Annotated in this window: 18 protein-coding genes; 10 read left to right on the top strand and 8 right to left on the bottom strand. The window is 72.2% G+C overall.

Annotated features, from left to right (window positions below):
- Nucleotides 1-255: 255 nt before the first annotated feature.
- From BRM1_RS00150 to BRM1_RS00135, 4 genes are read left to right on the top strand one after another with little or no spacing between them, the layout of a single operon-like run.
- Nucleotides 256-1,386, top strand: coding sequence for a hypothetical protein (locus BRM1_RS00150; RefSeq protein WP_268526872.1), 1,131 nt, complete (start codon nucleotides 256-258; stop codon nucleotides 1,384-1,386).
- On the top strand, nucleotides 1,383-2,120 hold the full coding sequence (locus BRM1_RS00145; RefSeq protein WP_268526869.1) for a hypothetical protein: 738 nt from the start codon (nucleotides 1,383-1,385) through the stop codon (nucleotides 2,118-2,120). The genes BRM1_RS00150 and BRM1_RS00145 overlap by 4 nt, the downstream gene beginning before the upstream one ends.
- On the top strand, nucleotides 2,108-2,878 hold the full coding sequence (locus BRM1_RS00140) for a CoA transferase subunit A (RefSeq protein WP_268526866.1): 771 nt from the start codon (nucleotides 2,108-2,110) through the stop codon (nucleotides 2,876-2,878). The genes BRM1_RS00145 and BRM1_RS00140 overlap by 13 nt, the downstream gene beginning before the upstream one ends.
- Nucleotide 2,879: 1 nt before the next feature.
- Nucleotides 2,880-3,542: a CoA transferase subunit B gene (locus BRM1_RS00135; protein WP_160953835.1), complete on the top strand. Its 663-nt coding sequence runs from the start codon at nucleotides 2,880-2,882 to the stop codon at nucleotides 3,540-3,542.
- Nucleotides 3,543-3,641: 99 nt separating this feature from the next.
- Here BRM1_RS00135 and manA read toward each other — a convergent pair whose 3' ends face one another.
- The 6 genes from manA to BRM1_RS00105 form a co-directional block, all read right to left on the bottom strand.
- Nucleotides 3,642-4,958, bottom strand: coding sequence for a mannose-6-phosphate isomerase, class I (gene manA, locus BRM1_RS00130; RefSeq protein ID WP_268526863.1), 1,317 nt, complete (start codon nucleotides 4,956-4,958; stop codon nucleotides 3,642-3,644).
- A gap of 162 nt (nucleotides 4,959-5,120) precedes the next feature.
- Nucleotides 5,121-7,721 carry an NlpC/P60 family protein gene (locus tag BRM1_RS00125; RefSeq protein WP_268526859.1) on the bottom strand — a complete coding sequence of 867 codons (2,601 nt, stop codon included), beginning with the start codon at nucleotides 7,719-7,721 and terminating at the stop codon, nucleotides 5,121-5,123.
- Nucleotides 7,722-7,985: 264 nt separating this feature from the next.
- Complete coding sequence (locus BRM1_RS00120) at nucleotides 7,986-9,530, bottom strand: LCP family protein (protein WP_268526856.1); 1,545 nt, start codon at nucleotides 9,528-9,530, stop codon at nucleotides 7,986-7,988.
- A 14-nt stretch (nucleotides 9,531-9,544) separates the two neighbouring features.
- Nucleotides 9,545-10,690 (bottom strand): acyl-CoA dehydrogenase family protein, encoded by a 1,146-nt coding sequence (locus BRM1_RS00115; protein WP_268526854.1) that lies wholly within the window; start codon nucleotides 10,688-10,690, stop codon nucleotides 9,545-9,547.
- Nucleotides 10,691-10,741: 51 nt separating this feature from the next.
- Complete coding sequence (gene purE / locus BRM1_RS00110; protein ID WP_268526851.1) at nucleotides 10,742-11,251, bottom strand: 5-(carboxyamino)imidazole ribonucleotide mutase; 510 nt, start codon at nucleotides 11,249-11,251, stop codon at nucleotides 10,742-10,744.
- Nucleotides 11,248-12,492 (bottom strand): 5-(carboxyamino)imidazole ribonucleotide synthase, encoded by a 1,245-nt coding sequence (locus BRM1_RS00105; RefSeq protein ID WP_268526849.1) that lies wholly within the window; start codon nucleotides 12,490-12,492, stop codon nucleotides 11,248-11,250. Before BRM1_RS00105 ends, purE begins: the two co-directional genes overlap by 4 nt.
- 112 nt (nucleotides 12,493-12,604) lie before the next feature.
- Here BRM1_RS00105 and BRM1_RS00100 point away from each other — a divergent pair, with 112 nt between their 5' ends.
- Complete coding sequence (locus tag BRM1_RS00100; RefSeq protein ID WP_160953828.1) at nucleotides 12,605-13,102, top strand: GtrA family protein; 498 nt, start codon at nucleotides 12,605-12,607, stop codon at nucleotides 13,100-13,102.
- Here the strand turns inward: BRM1_RS00100 and BRM1_RS00095 are convergent.
- Entirely contained in the window at nucleotides 13,056-14,204 is a 1,149-nt protein-coding gene (locus BRM1_RS00095; RefSeq protein ID WP_160953827.1) for an alkaline phosphatase family protein, read from the bottom strand. The two genes, BRM1_RS00100 and BRM1_RS00095, sit on opposite strands and share 47 nt — an antisense overlap.
- 4 nt (nucleotides 14,205-14,208) lie before the next feature.
- Nucleotides 14,209-14,808 carry a DUF5998 family protein gene (locus BRM1_RS00090; RefSeq protein ID WP_160953826.1) on the bottom strand — a complete coding sequence of 200 codons (600 nt, stop codon included), beginning with the start codon at nucleotides 14,806-14,808 and terminating at the stop codon, nucleotides 14,209-14,211.
- Nucleotides 14,809-15,122: 314 nt separating this feature from the next.
- On the opposite strand from BRM1_RS00090, the gene BRM1_RS00085 reads away from it, so the two are divergent.
- The 5 genes from BRM1_RS00085 (at nucleotide 15,123) to BRM1_RS00065 (ending at nucleotide 24,749) form a co-directional block, all read left to right on the top strand.
- On the top strand, nucleotides 15,123-17,822 hold the full coding sequence (locus BRM1_RS00085) for a bifunctional acetate--CoA ligase family protein/GNAT family N-acetyltransferase (RefSeq protein WP_268526843.1): 2,700 nt from the start codon (nucleotides 15,123-15,125) through the stop codon (nucleotides 17,820-17,822).
- A 269-nt stretch (nucleotides 17,823-18,091) separates the two neighbouring features.
- On the top strand, nucleotides 18,092-19,399 hold the full coding sequence (locus BRM1_RS00080; protein ID WP_268526840.1) for an ISL3 family transposase: 1,308 nt from the start codon (nucleotides 18,092-18,094) through the stop codon (nucleotides 19,397-19,399).
- A gap of 591 nt (nucleotides 19,400-19,990) precedes the next feature.
- On the top strand, nucleotides 19,991-20,620 hold the full coding sequence (locus tag BRM1_RS00075; protein WP_268526837.1) for a hypothetical protein: 630 nt from the start codon (nucleotides 19,991-19,993) through the stop codon (nucleotides 20,618-20,620).
- 341 nt (nucleotides 20,621-20,961) lie between these two features.
- Entirely contained in the window at nucleotides 20,962-21,444 is a 483-nt protein-coding gene (locus BRM1_RS00070; protein WP_268526834.1) for a PKD domain-containing protein, read from the top strand.
- Nucleotides 21,445-22,049: 605 nt separating this feature from the next.
- On the top strand, nucleotides 22,050-24,749 hold the full coding sequence (locus BRM1_RS00065; protein ID WP_268529880.1) for a DNA gyrase/topoisomerase IV subunit A: 2,700 nt from the start codon (nucleotides 22,050-22,052) through the stop codon (nucleotides 24,747-24,749).
- The last annotated feature ends 9 nt before the right edge of the window (nucleotides 24,750-24,758 follow it).

Below are 24,758 nucleotides of genomic sequence, written 5' to 3'. Positions count from 1 at the left end.
ACGTGTGTCATTCCCCATTCGTCAAGCGCCCGACTGCTATAAGCACGCCCCCCGCTCACCCTATTCGAACTGGCGTTCCCGGACTTTTCGCCGCCGACCACTACATCTTGTCCGCACGCGCCTCGGCAACCACTAGGGGTGGGGGTTTCGGCGCGGCGCGGGAAAATTCCGCGGCGCCCGGCGCCCGCAGCGCATGGTCCCGCGCTGCCCGGTCCCGCGGCACGGCCCGCGGGCGGCCTTTGGCATCATGTGGGGATGGACGCGCCCCCAGCCCACGCAAGCCGCCTGCTCACGGCCTTCGCACCTCCCGGCCCCGGGCCGGTGGGCCCCGGCGATCGCGTGGCCTCCCTCATCGCCATGGCCTTCGACCGCGCCGGCATCGAGGCCCGCGACGGCGATGTGCTGACCGTGGACGCCCGCACCGTCGCCGCCGCGGCGGGCCGCGAGCGCGCGTGCGCCTCGGACGAGGACTTCGCGGCCCTCGTCGCCGGCGCCGGCGCCGAGCCCCTGGCGGCCCGCACCCTGGGCGGGCGGACCGTGAGCGTGGTGCGGGTGGGCCAGCGCGCGCTCGTCGACGCGGGCCTGGCCCGCCCGGCCTCCTATCCCGGCACCGTGGTGCTCCCGCTGCCGGATGCTCCGGCCGTTGCAACGGCCCTGGCCGCGAGCCTGCGCACCCTGCTGCGGGCGCGGGTCGACGTCGTCCTCACCGCGCCCGATGCGCGCCCGGGCGCCCTGCCGCCCGCGCTGCTGGCCGTCGGCGCGACGCTGGCGGCGGGCCCCGCGGACGCGGTTGCCGCCGCCGCCGGGCTCGCCGCCGGGCCCGGTTACCCCTTCGCCATCGTGCGCGCCGCCGCCCCGGCGCCCGGGTCCGCGGCCGCACCCACCCCAGGCCACTCCGCCGCCGCGGACCAGGCCGCCGACCCCGGCCACGCCGCGGACCCGGCCGTGCCGAATGCGGCCGCCTGGTTCAGGCCCGGTGCGCGGGAGGCGGCGCGGGCGGCGCTCGGCGCCCCAGCGCTGGCCGCGCCCCCGCCGGCCGGGGACGGCAGCGACGACGTGGGCGCGCGCGTGGGCCGCGCGATCGCCACGGTGCGCGATGCCGCGGCGAGCACCGTCGGCGAGGACGCCTGGCTGCTCGCCGCGCGCGGGGCCGGCTCGCTCGTCGCAATCGAGTCCGCCCCCGAGCCCGCGCGCTCGAGCGCCGGGGGCCATCCGCTCCTCGAGGCGACGATCGGGCTGGGCGCGCTCACCGACCGGCTGCTCGCGGCCCTGCGCATCGAGGGGCTGCACGGCACCGTGCACATCGAGTGGGGTGCCACCGGCGCCCCACTGGCCGTCCGCGTCGAGATCGGCCTGGCCGCACCCGAACGAGAGGACCGCCCATGACCTCCGAGGATCCGCAGCCGGTGTCCGACACCACCGCGCTCATCGCCGCGCTCGCTCGGCGGCCGGGGCCCGCACTGGCCTACAGCGGCGCCGATGGCGCACTCGAGCTCACCGGCCGGGTGTGCGCGAACTGGGCGTACAAGGGCGCCAGCCTGCTCGCCGAGGCCGGGGTCGGCCCCGACTGCGCCCTCCTCATCGTGGTTCCGCCGGCCGGCTACCTGCACTGGCGGGCCCTGCTGGCCGCGCTGTCGGCCGCGGCGCTCGGCGCCCCCGTGCGCCTGGCGCGCCCGAGCGCCGAGCCGCCGGACGGGCCGCACGCGGCCCTCGCCCCGGAGGCCCTGGCCGAGGCCGCCGCGACCGCCGGTGCGGACGAGCTGTTCGTCTACGCGGAGGCGCCGCTCGCCCTGGCCGCCGAGGCGCCCGCGGAGACCCGCGACTACAACGCGGAGATCCGCGCGCACCCGGACGTCGTCGCGCTGGCCCCGCAGGGGAGCATCGAGTTCAGCGCGCCGGACTCACCGCCCACGTCCGCACCGGTGCCCGCCCCCGCCCCCGGCGCGGTGGAGCTCGCGGGCTGGCCGCGCGATGCCGCCGAGGCCGGGCGCGCGTTCGCCGCGCTCGCCGGCGGACTGCTGAGCACCGCCGATGCCCCCGGCACCGGCGCCCCCGCAGAATCCGGACCGCCCGGCGCACCGGACGTGGGACATGCCACAATTGGCGCATGGACAAAGTAGTTGCATCGGCCGCCGACGCGGTCGCGGACATCTTCGACGGAGCGCGGCTGGCCGTGGGCGGCTTCGGCGTCGTCGGGGTCCCCGAATTCCTCATCCGGGCGCTGCGCGACCAGGGCGCGAAGGACCTCACCGCGGTGTCGAACAACGCGGGCGTCGACGGCCGCGGACTGGGGCTGCTGCTCCAGACGCACCAGATCAAGCGCATGGTCGCCTCCTACGTGGGAGAGAACAAGGAGTTCGCCCGCCAGTACCTCTCCGGTGAGCTCGAGGTGGAGCTCACCCCGCAGGGCACGCTGGCGGAGAGGCTGCGCGCCGCCGGCGCCGGGATCCCGGCGTTCTACACGATCACCGGGGCGGGCACGCAGGTGGCCCAGGGCGGCATCCCGTTCAAGTACGACTCGCTGGGCAGCGTCGTCGAGGCATCCGAGCCCAAGGAGACGAAGGTGCTCGACACGTTCGGCCAGCCGCGCGAGTACGTGCTCGAGGAGTCGCTGCCGTGCGACTTCGCGTTCGTCCGCGCGGCCAAGGGCGACCGGCACGGCAACCTCGTCTTCCACTCCTCGGCGCGCAACTTCAACCCGCCCGCGGCCCAGGCCGGCGCGGTGACGATCGCGGAGGTCGAGCAGCTCGTCGAGCCCGGTGAGATCGACCCGGACGAGGTCCACCTGCCGGGCGTCTACGTCACCCGCGTCGTGGTGCTCACGGCCGACCAGGTGGCGGACAAGCCGATCGAGAAGATGACCCTGCGGGAGGACTGAGATGGCACTGACGCGCAATGAGATGGCCGCCCGAGCGGCCCAGGAGCTCGAGGACGGCTCGTACGTCAACCTCGGCATCGGCCTGCCCACCCTCGTGCCGAACTACATCCCGGCCGGGGTCGACCTCGTCCTCCAGTCGGAGAACGGCCTGCTGGGCGTCGGCCCCTACCCGCGCGAGGACGAGGTCGACCCGGACCTCATCAACGCGGGCAAGGAGATCGTCACGATGCTCCCGGGGGCCAGCTACTTCGACTCCGCCGCGAGCTTCGGGATGATCCGCGGCGGCAAGATCGACGCGGCGATCCTGGGCGCGATGCAGGTGGCCGGCAACGGCGACATCGCCAACTGGATGATCCCTGGCAAGATGGTCAAGGGGATGGGCGGCGCGATGGACTTGGTCCACGGCGCCAAGCGCGTGCTCGTCATCATGGAGCACGTCGCCCGCGACGGCAGCCCCAAGCTGCTCGAGTCCTGCAAGCTGCCGCTCACCGGCGAGGGCGTCGTCCAGCGGATCATCACCGACCTGGCCGTCCTCGATGTCACGGGCTCCGGGTTCGCGCTCGTCGAGACCGCCCCCGGTGTGACCGTCGACGAGGTGCGGGACAAGACCGCGGCGCCCCTCACGGTCCCCGACGAGGTCGCCGAGGTCTCGGTCCCGGCCTGATCGCCGGGGCCGGATCCCGCCGGTCCCGGCCTGCTCGCCGGGGCTGGCTCAGGCCCCGTGGGAAACGCGCGCAGCGCGCGCCACCGTGGCCGCCCAGCGCTACTCACACAGGCCGGTGGTGGCCGTGAAGAGCAGGCCCACCCCCGTGAGCCGCACCTCGGGCGCGGCGGCGGGGACGAACGCGCTCTGCCCGCGCCGCAGCGTGAGCGCCTCACCGCCGGCGCTGAGCACGAATTCCCCATCGAGGCAGAGCACCTCGGCCGCCCCGCAGCGCGAGAGCGCGGTGCCGCGGGCCTGCCGCACGCGCGCCAGGCTGAAGTCCGGGACTGGAGCGGGGTAGACGCCGCGGCGGTCGGGGGCGAGCACGCGGGGGGTGATGACCCGGTAGGCCACGATCGCGGACATCTCGGCCACGTCGATGTGCTTGGCGGTCAGGCCGCCGCGCAGCACGTTGTCCGAGGCCGCCATGACCTCCACGGCGAGGCCGCCCAGGTAGGCGTGCGGGACGCCGGCGTCGAGGAACAGCGCCTGCCCCTCGCGCAGCCGCACGCGGTTGAGCATGAGCGCGACGAGCGCCCCGGGGTCGCCCAGGAAGTCCGCGCTGAGCTCGCGCAGCGTCTCGAGGGGGTCCGTGCAGCTGCCGTCCGCGGAGACCGCGGCCGGCGCCGGCGCGCCCGGCGCAGACCCGCCATCAGCAGCACCGACACCGTCGGCACCGGGAGCAGCGTCGGCACCGGGGGCACCGGCAGCCGCGCCGGCAGCATCGGCGGCACTGCCCACGCCGATCCGCTCGGCCAGGGTCCGGGCGAGTGCGCCGTAGTCCTCCCAGCGGCCCAGGAGCAGCTCGACGGCGGCCCGCAGCGCCTGCGCCTCGGCGGGGGCCGCGAGGGCGTCCGCCCACGCGTCGAGCAGGCGCTGTTCGACGGGCAGGCCGGCCGCAACTGAGCGCAGGCGCGCGATGGTCGCCCGGGTCGCGGCGAGCGGTCGGAAGCCGCACAGGGCGTCGAAGTCGCCGAGCGCGCAGACGAGCTCGGGCTTGTGGTTGGCGTCGCGGTAGGAGCGCTCGGGGGCGTCGCGCGCGATGCCGGCCGCCTCCTCGCGGGCCCAGCCGGCGGCGGCCTGCTCGCGGCTCGGGTGCACCTGGATGGACAGCGCGGTGGCCGCGGAGAGCACCTTGAGCAGGAAGGGCAGCTGGGGGCCGAACGCGGTGGCGCTGGCCCTGCCCAGTGCCGCCTGTGGATCGGCGGCGATGACCGCGTCGAGCGGGCCGTCGGCGGTCGTGGAGGGGGCGCCGGGGTGGGCGCCCACCCACAGCTCGGCGGCGGGGGTGCCGTCCGGCTCGCGTCCCAGGATGCGGGGGATCGCGCGGGTGTCGCCCCACGCGTAGTCGCGCACCGCATTGCAAAGCCGCAGCATCCGCTCTCCTTCTCCTCGGCGGCCCCAGCCTACGGGGCCCAGGTGAACGCGGGGCAAAGTCCCGGGGGCCGCCGTGGGCCGCTGACCTGGGGCGCGCCGGCACGCAGCGAGCGGGGAGGGCGCAGCCGCGCCCTCCCCGCTCGGGTGGTGGTCGTCCTGGACTCAGTCGATGACGCGGATGATGCGTCCACCGCTGTTGAGCATCCAGTCCCACTTGCGCTCGGACGTATCCGTGCGCGGCGAGCCGGCATCGATGAGGTAGCCCTTCTTATCGGACACGATCGCGATGTGGCCCGGGTGCCAGACGAGGTCGCCCGGCTTCGCCTGCGAGACAGGGATCACTTCCCCTGCTGCCTTCTGCGCACCGGAGGTGCGGGGCAGCTTGATCCCGTTCTTCGCAAACACGTACTGCACGTACCCGGAGCAGTCCCAGCCGCGCGTGGGCGAGGTGCCGCCCCACACGTAGCGGACGCCCAGGTGCTTGCGCGCTTCCTTGATGATGGCCTTGCGCTGCTCGGCCTGCAGCTGTGCCTTCGTCTTCTTCTTCGCCGGCTTCTTCGTCTGCGTCGGCTTGGGAGTCGGCTTCTTCGTCTGCGTCGGCGTGGGCGCAGGCGTCGGCTTCTTCGTCGGGGCGGGGGTGCTGGGCGCGGGGTTCTGGTCGCGGACCCCCGCGTTGAGCGAGCCGCCGAGCGAGGACTCGGTCACGCCCACGCCCTTGGTCCAGGCGACGCGCCCGCCGGTGAAGTTCTGCTCGCAGCGCTCGGAGCCGGTGCACGTCGCGTCGGAGGTCGGGTAGCCCAGGTGGCCGCGCTCGTAGCCCTTCGCGCCCCAGTAGCGGCGGATGTCCCCGCTCGTGGCGTGGGCGCCGCCGGCCTTCGACCAGTGGATGTCGCCGCGGGCGAAGGACTGGTAGGCGCCGCCTGCCAGCTTCGCCTCGCCGTTCTTGGGCAGCCCGAGCGCCTTGCGGGTCTGGGCGTTCCACGCGCGGGCGATCGCGCCGGCGATGACCTTCGTGCCCTTGCCGGACTGCCAGGTGATGTAGCCGTTGCGGTACTGCTGGAAGGCGCCGTCGTCGAGCTTCGTCTCGCGGCCCACCGGGGCGCCCAGCTGCTTCTCCCGGCCCTTGTAGGCCTTCTGGATCGTCGTCTGCTGGGCGGGCTTCTGCGTGGGCTGCTGCGTCTCGGCGGGCTTGGACTGCCCACTCGACTGCATCTTCGCGACGGCCGTGCGGATGGCCGGCAGCTTCGCGTAGAGGTTCGCACCCGGGCAGTCGGTGTTGCCCACGTCGCGGTGGCCGGAGATCGCGTTGATCGTCCTGCCCGCGACGGTGGCCTTCGACTTCGCATCGACGCCGGAGCCGGAGAGCTTCCAGGCGATCGTGTTCTCCACCGCGGTCACGGCGGCGGAGCTGGGCTGCGCCTTGTTGAACGAGCCCATGACGGAGATGCCGAACGTGCCGGAGTTGTAGCCGCGGGCGTGGGCGCCCACGACCGGCTTGTCGACATTGCCGGCGCGGCCCTGCCAGGCGCGGCCGAACCGGTCGACGAGCACGTTGTAGCCGATGTCGGCCCAGCCGCGCTCCTTGACGTGGAACGAGTAGATGCCGCGGATGATGCCGGGCACGTCCGTGGCGCTGTAGGAGTTCGAGCCCTCGGTCTGGTGGACGATCGCGGCCTTGATCGAGCTCGCGTAGCTGGGCGAGCCCTTCCGGATCGACTCGTTGGCGCCCCAGGCCGAGCGCGAGGCGATCGCGGGCTTGGAGACCTTCTTCACGGCGGTGTTCTCCACCGTCGCGCTGCCCGCGCTGAACGCGGCGCTCTGCGCGGCGGCGGTGCCGTCGGCGCCGGCCGCCTGGCCCGCAGTTCCCTGCTGGGCCGCATCGGGGGCCGCAGCCTGGGCCCGGGTGGCGGGGGCGTTCGCGCTCACCGCGGCGCTGTCGCCGGCGGACTTCTTGGGATCGACGATGACGAGCTTGGCGCCCTCGGGGGCGCGCTCGCCCAGCACGCGGATCTGCACGGCCGAGGCGTCGCTCACGACGAACGGGGCGGTGCCCGGGGTGCCGCCACCCCCGTCGGACTCGCTGGCCTCGTAGTCCAGGGCGCTCCAGTCGCCCCACTGGTCCGCACCGGTGCGGGTGCGGACCTCGATCTTCGCGCCGTTCTCCACGGCCGAGGTGACGCCGACGACCGAGGCGTGATCGGAGGGGACGTCGAGGGGATCGGAGATGGCGGCGATCTTCACACCGTCCTCCGTCTTGTCCTCCACGCCGCCGGAGATCTCCGGGGTGGGCTGCGCGGACTTCTGCCCGCCGTCCAGCTCGCCCTGGGCCTCCTGCCCGTCCTGGGACTTGGCCGAGCGCGAGGGGCTCTGCGCAGGGACCGAGGCGTCCCCGCCGTCGAGCTCGCCCTGGCCGCTGTCCGCGCCGGAGTCGCCGTTCGTCAGCGCCGCGGACTGGGCGGACCGCTCCCCGCCGAAGGTGCCGAGCGTGCCGGAGTCTGCGAAGCGCAGCCGCTCGAGCGCGGCGGGCGCCCGGAAGACGTCGGGCAGGTTGCGCGTGGACTGGTTGGCGATCTGGGAGGTCTGGCCCGAAGCATCGCGGGCACCCGGAGCCTGGAGGCCCTCCTCGCTGAGCGCCGTCAGGGCGTGTTCGCCGATCGACGGGGTGACGGTCTGCGCGGGGGCCGCGCTGGCGGGCGTGAGGCCGATGGTCGAGACCATCGCCGCCACCGCGCATACGGCTGCGGAAGTCAGTGCAGATTTCATGGTTCAGCCTTTGCAGGGAAGACAGGGAAGGAAGGCCGCCGAAGGTCACCACCGGATGTGATGTTTCAGCTCAACATCTCAAAATTGTTACACAGGTTGCGGCGTGTCACACTGGACTTTCTTCGCAAAACCATAATTACAACGGTGTCGTTCCGCGTGTTTCCGGGCGACGCGCGGACGAAAAAAGTTCCGCCGGAAGGCCTCAGAGGACCTTCCGGCGGAACTTTCGGCGCACACTCAGCCGTGCGCGGGCGCGAATTGCGCTTAGGACACGGAGCAGATCGAGGCGTCGTCCTTCTGCTTGCCCGTGCTGGACGTCGAGGCCGCCCGCACGTCCTGCGCCCCCGCGGGCGCAGCGGCCGCGGCCTGCCCGGAGCCGGCCGGGGCCAGCGCCTCGTAGGCGTCCGGCCGCGCATTCAGGGGCGAACCCGCGGACTGGGCGTCCGACTCCGCCTGCGCGATGGCATCGCCGACGAGCGAATGGATCTTGCCGATGTCCGGCCGCGAGGGCGTGATGAGCGGCGGCGTGAGGTTGAGCCGGTCCATCTTCTGCGACTTCGCCTTGAGCGCGAGGTCGACGAACATGTTCACCTGGCCCTCCGGGATGTCCGTGGACACGACGTTCGGGGCGGCCTTGGCGATGTCCTGGAAGCGCCCGATGAGGGTCGTGGGGTCCATCTGCTTGAGCATGGCCTCCTGCACGCAGCGCTGCCGGACCATGCGCGCGTAGTCGCTGGCGAACTCCCGGGAGCGGGCGTACCACAGGGCGCTGCGGCCGTCGAGGTGGATGTTCTCCCCCGGTTCGATCCAGCCCAGCGGCTTGCCGTGCCGGCCGGTGGCGGGGTTGACCTTCGAGGAGATCGGCACGCGCACCTTCGAGGTCAGCGTGATGCCGCCCATCGCGTCGATGAGCTGCTGGAAGCCCTTGAGGTCGATCATCGCGTAGTACTGGATGGGCAGCCCGGTCACGCCCTGGAGCGCCTGCTTGGTTGCCTGCACGCCGGCCGGCACGTCGCCGCTGAAGAGCTTCTTGTGCTGCTCGCCGGCCTGGTACACGGCGTTGATGAGGCACTCGTCGCCGCAGTTGAACCCGTTGGGGTAGGCCTTCTTCATCTCCGAGCCGTCGGGGAAGGGCACGTTCTCCAGATTGCGCGGCACGCCGATCACCACGGACTTGCCGGTCTTCGCGTCGATCGAGACGACCGAGAGGCTGTCCGGGCGCACGCCGGTGCGCCCCTTACCGGCATCGGAGCCGAACAGCGCGATGTTGTAGCGCCCGTCGACCGGCTTGACCCCGCGCCCGTTGGCGAAGACGTCGCTGATGAGCGCGCGCTGGGAGTTGAGCATCGAGGTGCCCCACACGGTCCCGCCGCACACGACGAGCACCATGACGAGCGCCGCGGCGAGCAGTCCGCCGCGGGTGCGCCGGCCCAGCGAGACGAGCCGGATGCGGCGCACCGTGTCGAGCATGCACAGCACCCAGTTCGCGGCGGCGATGACCACCCACACCATGAGGACCGCGATGAGGACGGGGTTCGTCCCGAAGCCCAGGAGCAGGCGGCGGCTGAAGAGCGACCACAGCGCCAGGCCCAGCAGCAGCGCCCAGCTGCCCAGGGTGATCGTCAGCGAGAGGCGGGCGCGGCGCCGGGCGCCCAGCACCGACTGCGCGGAGCCGGGCAGCAGCGCCGAGCACAACAGGAGGATCCAGCCGCGCAGGTTGCGCTGCCGCACGGGCGCGTTGCGGGGATTGCGCAGCGGGTCGACGTACTGGAGCCTGCGCCGTGGGCCGGTGCGGGGCTGGTCCTCCATCTCCTCCATCCGACTCAGCCCAGCAGCTTCCGCCCCATGACGAGGCGCTGCACCTGGTTGGTGCCCTCGTAGATCTGGGTAATCTTGGCGTCGCGCATCATGCGCTCCACCGGGTGGTCCTGGACATAGCCGGCCCCGCCCAGCAGCTGGACGGCGTCGGTGGTGATCTCCATCGCGGCGTCCGAGGCGAAGGCCTTGGCGGCGGCGCCGAAGAAGCCGAGGTCCGCGTCCTCGCGCTCGCTCTTGGCCGCGGCGACGTAGGTGAGCTGGCGGGCGGCCTCGAGCTTCGTGCCCATGTCCGCGACCATGAACTGGATGCCCTGGAAGTCCGCGATCCGCTTGCCGAACTGCTTGCGCTCCTTGATGTAGCCGATCGCGTAGTCCAGCGCGCCCTGCGCGATGCCCACGGCCTGCGCCGCGATCGTCACGCGCGTGTGGTCGAGGGTGCGCAGGGCGATCTTGAGGCCCTGGCCCTCCGAGCCGATGATCCGGTCGCCGGGCAGGCGAACGTTGTCGAAGAACAGCTCGCGGGTGGGGCTGCCCTTGATGCCGAGCTTGCGCTCCTTCTCCCCGAAGGTGAAGCCCTCGTCGCCCTTCTCCACGACGAAGGCGGAGATGTTGTTGCCGCGCTTGCCGTCGGGGTCCGTGACCGCGAGGACGGTGTAGAAGTCGGACTCGCCGGCATTCGTGATCCACGTCTTCACGCCGTTGAGGATCCAGTCGTCGCCGTCGCGCACGGCGCGGGTGCGCATGCTCGCGGTGTCCGAGCCGGCCTCGCGCTCGGACAGGCCGTAGGAGAAGCCGTGGCCCTGGGCCAGCTGTGTGAGGTACTTCTGCTTGATCTCCTCGTCACCGCCCAGCTGGACGGGCAGCCCGCCGAGCTTGTTGACGGCCGGGATGAGGGAGGACGACGTGCAGCCGCGGGCCACCTCTTCGATGACGATGGCGGTGGCCAGCGCGTCCGCGCCCGCTCCGCCGTACGCCTCCGGCACGTGGGGGGCGAAGAAGTCGGTGGCGAGCAGCGCGTCGCGCGCCTCGGTCGGGAACCGCGCTTCGGCATCGACCTCTGCGGCGAACGGGGCGATCTTCGCCTCGACGACATCGCGCACGGCGGAGCGGATCTCCTCGTGCTCCTCGCTGAGCTGGAACTGATCGAACATGTGCGTCCTTTCGTCGGGTGTGCGGCCGGCGCCCGCGGCGCCGGCCGGGCCTCAGCGGCCCTGGCGCTCCATGAGGGCGCGGCCCTTGGCCTCCGCGCTCGCCCTGAGCTCGTCTCGGTGGGCGTCGAGCCGGGCGCGGATCCGCGCGGCCTCCTCGCCCTCGCCCGCGCCCAGGATGCGGGCGGCGAGCAGTCCTGCGTTCTGCGCCCCGCCGATCGACACGGTGGCCACCGGGACCCCGGCGGGCATCTGCACGATCGACAGCAGGGAGTCCATGCCGTCCAGGCGCGCGAGCGGAACGGGCACGCCGATGACGGGCAGCGGCGTGACGGAGGCGAGCATGCCCGGCAGGTGGGCCGCTCCCCCGGCGCCGGCGATGATGACGCGCAGCCCGCGCTCGGCGGCGCCGGCGCCCCACGCGATCATCTCGTGGGGCATGCGGTGGGCGGAGACGACCTCCGCCGTGTGGGAGACCCCCAGCGATTCGAGGGCCTGGGCGGCCGCCTCCATCGTGGGCCAGTCGGAGTCCGAGCCCATGACGATGCCGACGTCGGCACTCATGCCCCGGCCCCCGTCTGCGCGGTGCTCTCCGCCCGTGCACTGCTCTCCGCCGCCGAGGCGCCGGCTGCCCGCGCGGGGCCATCCGACCGGCCGTGGCGCGGGTGGGGGTCGGGATCCGTGCCGGCGATGTAGTCGGCGGCGTGGCGGGCGCGATCGCGCACCTCGACCGGGTCCGCGCCGCTGACGTTGACGTGGCCCAGCTTGCGGCCCGGGCGCACGGACTTGCCGTACATGTGGACCTTGGCCTGCGGGTCGTGGGCGAGCACGTGGAGGTAGGCGCGATAGAGGTCCTCGTGCTCGGCGCCCAGCACGTTGCCCATCGCGGTGAACGGGGCCTTCGCGGCGGGATCGCCCAGGGGCAGGTCGAGCACGGCGCGCAGGTGCTGCTCGAACTGCGAGGTCACGGACCCGTCCTGCGTCCAGTGGCCCGTGTTGTGCGGGCGCATGGCCAGCTCGTTGACGACGTAGCCCTGCGGCGTCTCGAACATCTCCATCGCCATGACCCCCGTGACGCCCAGCGCCCCGGCGACGGTGAGGACATCGCCGGCGATGCGCTCGGCGAGCTCGGCGGGCAGGCCGGGGGCGGGGGCGATGGCCTCCTTGCAGATGCCATCGCGCTGGTAGGTCTCGACGACCGGCCACACGGCCGTCTGGCCGGACGGCGAGCGGCCCACCATGACGGCGAGCTCGCGGGCGAAGTCGACCTTCTCCTCGGCCAGGAGCGGGCCTGGCGCCTCGGCGAACCAGTCGGCGGCCTCGGCCGCGGAGTCGATGACGCGCACACCGTGGCCGTCGTAGCCGCCGCGCTGGGTCTTGAGGATGAGCGGGAAGCCGGCGCGCTCGCCGAACGCGGCGAGCTCCGCCGTGCTGGACACGGGCGCCCAGGCCGGGTTGGGCAGGCCGAGCTCGTCCATCTTGGCGCGCATGACGAGCTTGTCCTGGGCGTGCACGAGCGCCTGCGGCTGGGGCTGGACGCTCACGCCGGCCGCCTGCAGCGCCTCGAGGTGCTCGGTGGGCACGTGCTCGTGGTCGAATGTGAGGACGTCCACGGTCCGCGCGAACGCGAGCAGCGCCTCGTAGTCGTGGTAGTCGCCGACGGTCACCTGGGAGGACACCTGCGCCGCGGGCGAGCCCTCCGCCTCGGAGAGGACGTGGAATCCCACGCCCAGGGCCTCGGCCGCGGGGGCCATCATCCGCGCGAGCTGTCCGCCGCCCACAACGCCGATCTTGGGAAAAGTCACGCGCCCACTGTATCGAGCGCGCCCGGAAATCCCGTGAGCGACCGGCCGGAGGCGGCTGAAGATTTCGGCCCCGGGGCTACCATGGGTGAGCCGCCGGCCGAAGGGAGACCACATGGGCGTGCGCTCCGAGGCCGTGCGCCTCCTGCGCTTCTCCGCCGTGGGCACCCTTGCCTTCTGCGTGGACCTGGGCGTGTTCAACCTCCTGCGCACGGAGGACGCGGGGGTGGGCCCCCTGTGGGCGAAGGTCGTCTCCGTGGTCCTCGCCACCACCGTGTCGTGGCTGGGCTCGCGCTACTGGACCTTCCGCGACGGCCGCCGCGCCCGCGCCGGCGCCGAGGCGCTGGCGTTCTTCGCCGTCAACGGCGTCGGCATGCTCATCGCCCTGGCCTGCCTGTGGGTCTCCCACTACGCCCTGGGGCTGACGTCCGCGCTGGCCGACAACGTCTCCGGCACGTTCGTGGGCGTGGCCCTGGGCAACCTGTTCCGCTACGCCGCCTACCGCTGGCTCGTCTTCCGGCCGCCCTCGCCCCGCCGCGAGGTCGTCGTGGCCGCTCCCCCGGAGCTCAGCCGAGCGCCGCAAGCAGCGGGATCGCCAGTTCGTCCTCGCTGACCCCGCCGTGGTGGCCCAGCAGCGCCAGCGCCGAGGGCGAGTCCCGCTGCGAGTCGACGATCCCGAAGTCGCCGTCGGCCACGACGAGCACGTCGCCGATGCGCTCCTCGTTGGCCGGCCGCACCGGGCCGAACCAGCCGCCGGCCACCGCCTCGGCGCGGGTGAGCACCCGGCCGCGGTCCCCGACGGCCGCCGCGAAGGCGTCCCGCACGTCCGCGGCGGCGCCCGGCCTCGCGTAGAGGTGGACGGCGCGCGGCTCGCCCCCCAGGTCCGCGAGCCCGGCGCGCAGCTCGGGGTGCTCGGCCACGTCGAGACGCCCGGCGTGGGGCACATCGACCATGCCGTGATCGGCGGTGATGAAGAGGCCCGCATCGCGGGGCAGGCGCTCGGCGAGCTCGCGCAGCGCCGCATCGACGGCCTCGAGCTCGCTCAGCCACTCCCAGGAGTCGGTGCCGTAGACGTGGCCGGCGCGGTCGAGCCCGCCCCAGTAGAAGTAGACGAGGCGCCGGCCGGGGGCGCGCGCCTCGGCGGCGGCGTGGGCGACCCGCTCGGACAGCGTGCCCGAGCCGCGGAACCGGCCGCCGCGCAGGGAGGCGCGGTTGAGGCCGCGCCCGGCGAACTTGGGCTCGCCCAGGCTCACGACGTCCGCGCCGGTGCCCGCGATGCGCTCGAAGAGCGTCGCATCGGGCACCCACACCTCCGGATCGGTGTCCGAATCCCACGTCAGCTGGTTGAACACGGCCCCGCGCTCCGGGTCGAGCAGCCGGTAGCCCATGACCCCGTGGCCGCCGGGCAGCAGACCGGTGCCCAGGGAGGACAGCGAATTGGCGGTGGTCGACGGGAAGCCGGCGCTGGCCGGGCGCATGGCGGGCAGCAGGAAGCGCAGGAACGGCGCGTGGGCCGCGCGGCGGCGCAGGAGGGCCGCCCCCATGCCGTCGATGAGGGCGACGACGGCCACCCGCAGCTCGCGGCCCGGGGCGAGCGCGGCGGCCCGTGCGCGGGCCGGGGCATCGAGGGCCTCGGCTGCGCCGATCGCGGTGGCCGCCAGGGGCACGATGTCGGACAGCAGCGTCGCCGCCGCGTAGTCCGGGGGCCTGAGCACCGCCTCAGCCGGCCGTGCGCGCGCCGGCGGCCTGGCGCGCCTCGAATACGAGGCGCTTGAGCGTGAGCGCGAACGTCTCCGCGGCGTCCACGGCGTCCTGGCCCTCGGCCTGGGCGGAGACCCGCAGCGTGACGTCCTCGGGCAGGGCGGAGCCCGAGTAGCCGTGGTCGCCCTCGCACTGGGGATCGCCGCAGGTCTCCGGGAACAGCTCGAGGCGGCGCACCGCGCCCCAGCCCAGGGTGAGCGAGACCTCGACGGGCCGGTCGCCCGGTCGGAACTCCGCGGGATCCGCGTAGGTGCGCCCGATGAGCGCGGTGCGCAGGGAGGCCAGCGGGACGTCCTCGGTGGAGGTGGTGCCGCGGGGATTGGCGCCGGGCTCGGCGTCCGGCTCGTCGTCGACGTGGGCGAGGAGGAGGCGGGTGGGGGTGAGCGCGAAGACGGTGACGTGGCGGTGGATCGCGTCGAGGTCGAGGTGGGTGTCCATATGGACGAGGTGGTCGACCAGCTGCTCGCCGTAGAGCGCCTCGACGATCATCGAGCCGGTCAGCTGGGGGTAGTAGCCGGCGGCCTGGAGGTCGCGGACGAGGGCGTGCGGAATGCTCATGCCCCCATTGTGCCGCACGCCGCTGACGCGGCCCGCCCCGCACGGGCGGGCCGAGAGCGCCGGGGGCGGCCGAGAGGGCTGGGGTGGCAGACAGCGCCCGGGCCCGGTCAAAGGCACCCGGGCCCGGCCAACGGTCCGCAGGGCGGCGGTGGGCACACGGGCCGTGCCGTGGGCGCACGGGTGCCCCGCGCCTCGGCGGCGGGAGGGCGGGAGCAGCGGGTGCGCGCGAACCGCAGCGGTCAGCGACCAGCGGCCGCGGGCGCCGGGGTGTGCGACTGTGGGCCCGCTCACGCGATGGTCCCTATGATGGGGGCATGGAAGCCTACCCCGCCGACTGGGAAGCCGATGTCGTCCTGCGCGACGGCGCCACCGCGCACCTGAGGCCCATCGTCCCGGGCGACGCGGACGCGGTGGTCGCGATGCACGCCCGGCAGTCCCCGGAATCCATCTACCTGCGGTTCTTCGCCCCGCTGCCCACGATCCCGGAGAAGGACCTCAAGCGCTTCGTCACGGTCGACTACCGCGACCGGGTGGCCCTCGTCATGCTCATCGGCGAGGAGATCATCGGGATCGGGCGCTTCGACCGGATCGACGACGACTCCGCCGAGGTCGCGTTCAACATCGCCGATGCCCACCAGGGCCGCGGGATCGGCTCGATCCTCCTCGAGCACCTCGCCGCCGCGGCCAGGGACCTGGGCATCAGCGTCTTCACCGCCGAGGTGCTGCCCCAGAACCGCTCGATGCTCCAGGTCTTCGCCGCCGCGGGCTTCGAGATCTCCCGCGAGTTCGACGACGGTGTCGTCGCCGTGCGCTTCGACATCGACCCCACAGAGAAGTCGCTGCAGGTGCAGGAGGCGCGCGAGCACCGCGCCGAGGCGCTCAGCGTCCGCTCGGTGCTCCACCCCGCCTCCGTCGTCGTCATCGGCGCCAGCCGCAAGCGCAAGACCGCGGGCAACCTCGTGCTGCGCAACCTCACCGCGGCGGGCTTCCGGGGCCGGCTCAGCGTCATCCACCCCGCCGCCGAGGCCGTGGCCGGCATCCCCGCCGTCGCCTCGCTGTCAGACATCGAGGGCGAGGTGGACCTCGCGATCATCGCGGTGCCCGCCGAGGCGGTCACGCAGGTGGTGCGCGACTGCGCCACCCACGCGGTCAAGGCCGTCGTCGTCATCTCCTCCGGCTTCGCCGAGACGGGCGAGCAGGGCCTCATGCTCCAGCGCGAGATGGTCGCCACGGCGCGCTCGCACGGCATGCGGGTGGTCGGGCCGAACTCGTTCGGCATCGCGAACACGGAGCCCGAGGTCTCCCTCAACGCCTCGCTCGCGCCGTTCCTGCCGGATGCGGGCTCGCTGGGCCTGTTCTCCCAGTCCGGGGCGCTGGGCACGGGCCTGCTGGCGGCCGCGAAGACGCGGGGGCTGGGGATCTCGACGTTCGTCTCAGCAGGCAACCGCGCGGACCTGTCCGGCAACGACGTCCTGCAGTACTGGGAGGAGGACCCGGTCACGCAGACCGTGGGCCTCTACCTCGAGTCGATCGGCAACCCGCGCAAGTTCACCCGGATCGCCCGGCGCGTGGCGCGCGTCAAGCCGGTCATCGTCATCAAGTCCGACCTGACCGGCCGCGAGCTGCCGCCCGGGCACCAGGTGCGCGTGTCCAGCCTGTCCGGCAAGGCCCTCGACCAGGTGCTCGCGCAGGCCGGCGTCATCCGCGCGGGCTCCATCCACCAGCTCTTCGACCTCGCGCAGGTCCTCTCCTCCCAGCCCCTGCCGCACGGCCACCGGGTGGGCGTCATCGGCAATTCCGCGGCCCTGTCCACGCTCGTCATCCAGCGCGCCCGGGCGGAGGGCTTGCGCATCGACCGGCCGGCCGTGTCCATGCACCCGGAGGTCAGCGCGGAGGACTTCGCCGCGGGGCTGGCGGAGATGTACGCGGACCCCACGGTGGACTCCGTCGTCGTGACGTTCACCCCCTCGGCCGGTGCCAGCGAGCAGGAGATCGCCGCGATCCTCGCCGACGAGGCCGCGCACTCGGGCAAGACCACCGTCGCGTGCTTCCTGGGCGTCCACGGCGTCAAGGACGAGCTCACCGCCTACTCCCGCGGAGCGGACGGCAGCCGCCGCGTGCACACGGTGCCCAGCTTCATGGGACCGGAGGACGCGGTCTGGTCGCTTGCGCGCGCCACCGAGTACGCGGCGTGGAAGAGCTCCGACCGCGGCCGCTACCCGGAGCTCGAGGGCATCGACCACCGCCGGGCCCGCAGCATCATCAATGGCGCGCTGGCGCGGGCCCAGGACGAGGACCCCGAGGCGCGCGCCGCCGGCCGCACCGTCGTCCTGGAGCGCTCCAAGGCCCGCGACCTGCTCGCGGCGTACGGCGTGCACGTCGTCCCCTTCTATGCGGTCGGCTCCGTGGATGCGGCGCTGGAGAAGGCGGCGGAGATCGGCTACCCCGTGGCGCTCAAGGCCGTGAGCCGCCGCCTGCGCCACCGGCTGGAACTGGGCGGAGTGCGGCTGGGCATCGCGAATCCCGAGGAGCTGCGCGCGGCGTGGACTGCGATCTCGGCCGTCATCGACGCCGCCGAGGGCCCGGACGGTGAGCGCGGCATCGACGTCCAGGAGATGGCGCCCACCGGCCTGGCGTGCGCGATCCGCGCCGGCGAGGACCCGCTGCTGGGGCCGATGGTCTCGTTCGCCCTGGCCGGCGACGCCTCCGAGCTGCTCGAGGACGTCTCCCACCGGGTGGCCCCGCTGACCGATGTGGACGCCGCCGCGATGGTGCGCGGCCTGAAGTCCTCGCCCCGGCTGTTCGGCTACAAGGGCCTGCCGGTCATGAACGTCGCGCCGATCGAGGACATCCTGCTGCGCCTGTCCTCGCTCGTCGACGACTTCCCCGCCGTGCGCAGCGTGGCCCTGCGGCCGGTCAACGTGACCGAGGGCGAATCGTCGATCCTCAGCGCGAAGGTGGAGCTCACGGCCCAGGCCAGCCGCATCGACTCGTCCCGCCGCCGCATGGCATAGCGCCCCGCCGAGCGACGCGGCCGCGGGGATGGGGACGCGGCGGCGGGGTCGCAGCGGGGAGGTCGCGGCGGTGGGGTCGCGGCGGAGAGGTCTGCCGGCGCGGTCGCGGCGGCGGGGTCTGTTGCGCCCCCCGAAAGGTCACTTTCGTGGCTCTTCACAGATGAGGGTGTAGCTGTGGTGCGACCTGGGGCGGCGCGTCGGTGTCGGGGTGAGGGTCGAGGTCTTCCGATGATGGGAGTTCTCACACAACCCGTCCGGAAGACCTCGACGTGCCTGACGCTACCTTCACGCGCCCTGACCTGACTACCTTCACCCGCCTCGACGGCCTCGGTCTGGAGGTCACCGGCCAGCTGCTCGAGCCTGACCGGTCCGTGCTGGCGTGCCGGGTCGTGGAGCCGGACGACTGGTGCAGGCGGTGCGGCTGCCAGGGCGTGCCCCGTGACACGGTGAGCAGGGAGTTGGCGCACGAGCCGTTCGGGTGGCGCCCTACCACGCTGGTGCTCACCGTGCGCCGCTACCGCTGCAAGGAGTGCTCGCACGTGTGGCGTCAGGACACCACCGCTGCGGCGCCGCCGCGGGCCAAGATCTCCCGCGCCGGCCTGCGGTGGGGTCTGGTCGGGATCGTCGTCGGCCACCTGTCGATGGCCCGAGTTGCCGAAGGACTGGGCGTGGCGTGGAACACCGCCAACGACGCGGTCCTGGCTGAGGGCCGGCGTCTGCTCATCGAGGACCCGACCCGCCTGGACGGTGTCAAGGTCGTCGGGGTCGATGAGCACGTGTGGCGGCACACCCGGCGCGGTGACAAGTACGTCACCGTGATCATCGACCTCACCCCGGTCCGGGACGGCACCGGGCCCTCGCGCCTGGTGGACGTGGTCGAAGGTCGGTCGAAGAAGGCGTTCAAGGACTGGCTGGCCGAGCGGGACCAGGCTTGGCGCGATGGGATCGAGGTCGTGGCCATGGATGGGTTTGCGGGCTTCAAGACCGCCACCACCGAGGGGCTGCCGGACGCCGTCACGGTTATGGATCCCTTCCACGTCATCCGGTTGGCCGGGGACGCTCTCGATGAGTGCCGCCGCCGAGTCCAGCAGGAACTGCACGGACACCGCGGACGCAAGGGCGACCCGCTCTACACCGCGCGGCGGACCCTGCACACCGGGGCTGACCTGCTCACCGACCGCCAGCACGAGCGCCTTGACAAGCTCTTCGCTGGGGACCGGCACGTGCAAGTCGAGTGCACCTGGGGGATCTACCAGCGCATGATCTCCGCCTACCGTCACCCCGACCGGGCAGCCGGCCGCGTCGAGATGAGCTCCGTGATCGACGCCCTCGCCGACAGTGTGCCTGAGGCGTTGGTAGAACTGCGCAAGCTCGGCCGCACCCTGACCAGACGCGCCTGCGACGTCCTGGCCTACTTCGACCGGCCGCGCACGAGCAACGGACCTACCGAAGCCGTGAACGGTCGCCTCGAGCACCTGCGTGGCCTGGCCCTCGGCTTCCGCAACCTCACCAACTACATCGCCCGCGCACTCCTCGAAGCCGGCGGATTCAGACCACACCTACACCCCGAATTGTGAAGAGCCACTTTCGTACGGTTCCACCCCAGCCAACCGAACGGAATTGACCTTTCACCCGGGGCTTTGGACCATCGCAGCCGCGCAACCCCCGGCGCCTTCTTGCTCCGGGCCCCACAGGTCTTCCAGCGCGAACTACCACCCCAGACCTCCGCACCCCGAACGGTCACTTTCGTACGGCTCCGCCCCGGCCAACCGAACAGAATCGACCTTTCACTCGCGGCGATTGGCCTGCCGCAGCCGCGCAGCCTGCTAACACCCCGATCATCACGGAGCACTAACCTCCTGGGCCTACCATCCCCCGAGGCCACCACCGTCTCCGAGGGCTCACCCCCTTCACCGCGTCCCACCGCAGGGTTCCTCCATCCACCGTGCCCGTACGCACCCGTGAACCGCCGCCTGCAGGGCCAACACACCGTGAAAGGTCACTTTCGTCCGGTTCCGACCCGATCAACCGAACAGGATCGACCTTTCACCCGCGGAACGAGCCAACTGTCCGGCGCGGGAGGACTGTCATCCACAGTTGGCTGCGAACGATTCCCTCGGGGGACGGTGGGGGCTAGGCTGATGTCCCTCCAGAGTCGAAGGAACGCCATGAGCGCACTCAGCAGCACCCGCCGCTTCCCCGCTCTCAGGCTCGCAGCCGCGAGCACCATGCTTGTCGCCCTGCTCGCCGCCGGCTGCGGCGGCCCGGAGCAGACCGCGGGCCTCGCCACCCCACCGGCAAGCGGCGAAAGCAGCGCTACCCCCTCCCCCACCCTTCCGCCGTACACAACGACGCTGACGCTTACCGCCGAGCAGAAGACGGCCGCGGAAGACGCCCTGGCTGCCCTAGAGCGGTATTTCGCCGTCACGAGTGATGTTTATGGCTCCGGCGGTCACGATTCACAAAAGTTCAACGATGTGGCTACTGGTCAGGCGCTGGATTCAGCGCAGCGTGACGTGAAGTCCATGAAAGACGACCACACTAGAGCTGACGGAAAGATGGAGGTTGAAAAACGTGATCTCAAAAAGTTGTTGCTCTCGAATAACCAGGCAGAGGCCGAATTCACGGCATGCATTGCTTTGTCGGGCCTCATACTCAAACCCGTGAGACAGACAGATAGCAGTCAAATTCAAGCGAGCACAAAACACGGAACATTAAAATTCTCCCTCATCCGCTCAGCAGAAACCTGGAAGGTCAAAAAACAGGATCTTGTGGAGTACTCATGCAAATCCGCATAGTGCTACGCACTATCTTCATAATCTTTTATTGTTTTATGGCTGTGGTGCCCGGTTCAACTGCAACGGCTGCGACTGGGGGTTGTAGTTGGAAAGATTTCGGCGGTGGAAACTGCTCCGGCTCGAAGGAGCGGCCCGGGGACAACCGGCGCCCCGATCCCGGCAACGATGGGGGCGGAGGCGGTGGCAACGGCGATCGCGGTGACGGCGGGAACAACGGCGGCGGGGGCGGTGGCGGCGGCCAGGAATGCCATCGCGATGGCAGTGGCGGTGTCCCCGCCTGCCTCGACCAACCGGGCAATCCGGGCAACCCCGGAGAGCCCGCACCGCCTCCCGTGCCCACCGTGACCGAACACGACTTCCAGAGCTTCGCGATCCCGCCCTCGGTCCCGCACTCCTGGCCCTCGGACTGGGGTGTGGCCAAGCGCCGGACCGCCTTCTGGGCCGATGCAGGCACGAAGTACATCAACGTGACACTCCTCGGCCAGGCGGTGACGGTGAAGGCAACGCCGGTGAAGTACCAGTGGGACTTCGGCGACGGAACCCGGAAGAACAGCCACTCCCCCGGCCACCGCCCTGCCTCGCTGAGCACCGCCAACCTCTTCCACTCCTACCGCCAGCCCGGCCGCGTCAGCGTCCGCGTCATCACGACGTACACGGGCCAGTTCAGAGTGGGATCCGGTGGCTGGCAGGACATCGCGGGCACCGCGGCCGTCGGCAGCAGCGCCCTGCCGCTGACCATCTACCGCTATCACAAGTACCTCGTCGAAGATGACTGCGCGAAGAACCCGGACGGCCCCGATTGCCGCCCCTCGCGCCGCCACTGAACCAGGATCCAACCGCCGCCGAGTCACTGCCTCGCACACCGGGTGCAGAGCACGAGCCATCGCCCGCAGGCCACCTCTGCGCCCGGTCCACGCAGATACCGGGGCCACGCAGGCACCGGTGCCACGCAGACACAACCCGGGCGCCCCTGAACGACGCGACCGTGGCTCCGCCGTACCCGCTAACCAAACAAACCAGACAAGCCAAGCCGCCACGACTCGCTGCCTCTCGACTTCCTCGCGCAGATTCCCTCCTCGCCCCGACGGACATCCCGCCCGCCAGGCTCGGCGCACAACCGTCCACTGCCCAACCACCACCCACTCCTCCCCCACAGCACTCGTGAACCGCCCCGGGGACCACCGCACTCAGACCGCCGAAACGCACCCCGACCGTCGCTGCACACGCGCCAACCTCCTCCCACAGGCACCCCTCCCGGCCGCGTAATCGAACACCGCGACCGCCACCGAACCGCTGACACCCCCGAAATCCCGCGATGCCGCCTGCAACCTCGATAGGGTGGGAGGGCCCTTTTCGAAACATCGCGAGGAGTCCACCAGTGGCTAAGCCTGTCGCGGGCCAGATCGTCGACATCGACGTCTCCGAGGAGATGGAGTCGTCCTTCCTCGAATACGCCTACTCCGTCATCTACTCCCGCGCGCTGCCCGACGCCCGCGACGGCATGAAGCCGGTCCAGCGGCGCATCGTCTTCCAGATGGGCGACATGGGACTGCGCCCGGACCGCCCCCACGTGAAGTCCTCGCGCATCGTCGGCGATGTCATGGGCAAGCTCCACCCCCACGGCGACTCGGCGATCTACGACGCACTCGTGCGCCTCAGCCAGTCCTTCGTCATGCGGGTCCCGCTGGTCGACGGCCACGGCAACTTCGGCAGCCTCGACGACGGCCCGGCCGCCCCGCGCTACACGGAGGCGCGCCTCACGCAGGCGTCCATGACCCTCATCGCGGGCCTCGACGAGGACGTCGTCGACTTCGTGCCCAACTACGACAACACGCTCACCCAGCCCGAGGTGCTGCCGAGCGCGTTCCCCAACCTCCTCATCAACGGCGCCTCGGGCATCGCCGTGGGCATGGCGACCAACATGGCCCCGCACAACCCGGGCGAGGTGATCGCGGCCGTCCAGCACCTCATCGACCACCCGGACGCGGAGCTCGCCGAGCTCATGCGCTACATCCCCGGCCCCGACCTGCCCAGCGGCGGGCGGATCATCGGCCTGTCCGGCGTGCGCGAGGCCTATGAGACCGGCCGCGGCACCTTCCGCACGCGGGCCACCGTGCGCATCGAGAACCTCTCCGCCCGCCGCAAGGGCATCGTGGTCACGGAGCTGCCGTACCTCGTGGGCCCGGAGAAGGTCATCGAGAAGGTCAAAGACGCCGTCACCGCCAAGAAGCTGGCCGGCATCGCCACGATCGACGACTTCTCCGACCGCAAGCACGGCCTGCGCCTCGTCATCGGGATCAAGAACGGCTTCAACCCCGATGCCGTGCTCGAGGAGCTCTACCGCCTCACCCCCATGGAGGAGTCCTTCGGCATCAACAACGTGTGCCTCGTCGAGGGCCAGCCCCGCACCCTGGGCCTCAAGGCGCTCCTCGAGGTCTACCTCGACCACCGCATTTCCGTAGTGCGCCGCCGCTGCCAGTACCAGCTGCGCCGCGCCCAGGACCGCCTCCACCTGGTCGAGGGCCTCCTCATCGCGATCCTCGACATCGACGAGGTCGTCCAGCTCATCCGCTCCTCCGACGATGCTGCCGCCGCGCGGACCCGCCTCATGGAGGTCTTCGATCTCAGCGAGGTCCAGGCCACCTACATCCTCGACCTCCAGCTGCGCAGGCTCACGAAGTTCTCCCGCATCGAACTCGAGGCCGAGCGCGACGAGCTCGCCGAGCGCATCGCCGAACTCGAGGCGATCCTCGCCGACGATCGCCGCCTGCGCGCCCTCGTCTCCGACGAGCTGGGGCGCACCGCGGATGAGATCGAGTCACCGCGGCGCACCGTGCTGGTCGAGGGCGACGTCAAGCAGTTGGCCAAGGCCGCCCGACAGAAGGGCCGGGAGCTCACGATCTCCGACGACCCGTGCTGGGCGCTGCTGTCCACCTCCGGTCGGATCGCGCGGACGAACTCGCTGGCCCCGCTGCCGGTGGAGGGCAAGCGCGCAAGCCACGATGCGCTCGTCTCCCAGGTCGCCACCACCACCCGCGGCACGGTGGGCGCCGTGACGTCGAAGGGCCGCGTCCTCAAGGTCGATGTCGTCGCGCTCCCCGCGCTCCCGCCCCAGGCCACGCGGCCCGGGCTGGCCGGCGGGGTGAAGATCGGCGACTTCGTGGCCGTCGACTCCGGCGAGCGGGTGGTGGGGCTCATCGACATCGGACAGGACTACGTGCTCGCTACGGCCAACGGCGTCATCAAGCGGGTGGCCGGCGGCGATGCCCCGAACCGCGACGACTGGGAGGCCATCGGCCTCAAGGGCAAGGACTCGGTGGTGGGCGCCGGCCAGCTCCCGGACATCGACGCCGCGCGCGCGGTCCTCATCGCCTCGAACGCCCAGCTGCTGACCTTCGGCACGGACGGCCTGCGCGCCCAGGGCAACAGCGCCGGCGGTGTCGCCGGCATCAAGCTGTCCGCCGGCGCCCGCGTCGTGGCCTTCGGCCTCGTGGACCCGGCCGCGGACAACCGCGTCGTCACGATCGCCGCGGGTGAGAACTTCTACGGCGAGCCCGCCCACTCCATCAAGGTCAGCGGCCTCGCGGAATTCCCCACGAAGGGCCGCGCGACGGCGGGCGTGCGCGCCCACAAGTTCCTCAAGGGAGAGACCGAGGTGGCGGCCGGCTTCGCGGGGCCCGCGCCGCAGGCCGCGGCGGCCGCGGGCGGGGCGCGCGCCCTGCCGGACGAGCTCAGCCGCCGCGATGCCTCCGGCTCTCCGCTGGACGCGAAGATCGACGCGATCGGCACGCTGCCCCACAACCGGGGCGCCGACACCGGGGCCAGCGAGGACGCCGCCGCCCAGGCCGCGGCCGAGGCGCCCGCCGGCTCCGGCGCGCCCGGCTCCGGCGCCGCTGCACCCGGCACGGCGGCCGCCCCGCTGGCCGGGGGGCCGAGCGCCGATGCCGGTGAGCGCGTGGAGACCGGTGCCGATCTGGGCCTGCCGGCCCACGGCGCTCCCCTGGCCGCCGACCTCGAGGCGCGCAAGGAGGAGATCGCCCGAGCCCGCTTCGACGACGATGCGGGGGTCATCATCAGCCACGACGATGCGGTCGACGAGGACGAGGACGGCGACGGCTCGCTGTTCTGACCCGCCCCG

The organism is Brevibacterium sp. BRM-1, from assembly GCF_026802075.1.
GTDB lineage: Bacteria > Actinomycetota > Actinomycetes > Actinomycetales > Brevibacteriaceae > Brevibacterium > Brevibacterium rongguiense.
The sequence above is the reverse complement of the archived record's forward strand: the minus strand, read 5'-3'. Positions and strand labels throughout refer to the sequence as shown.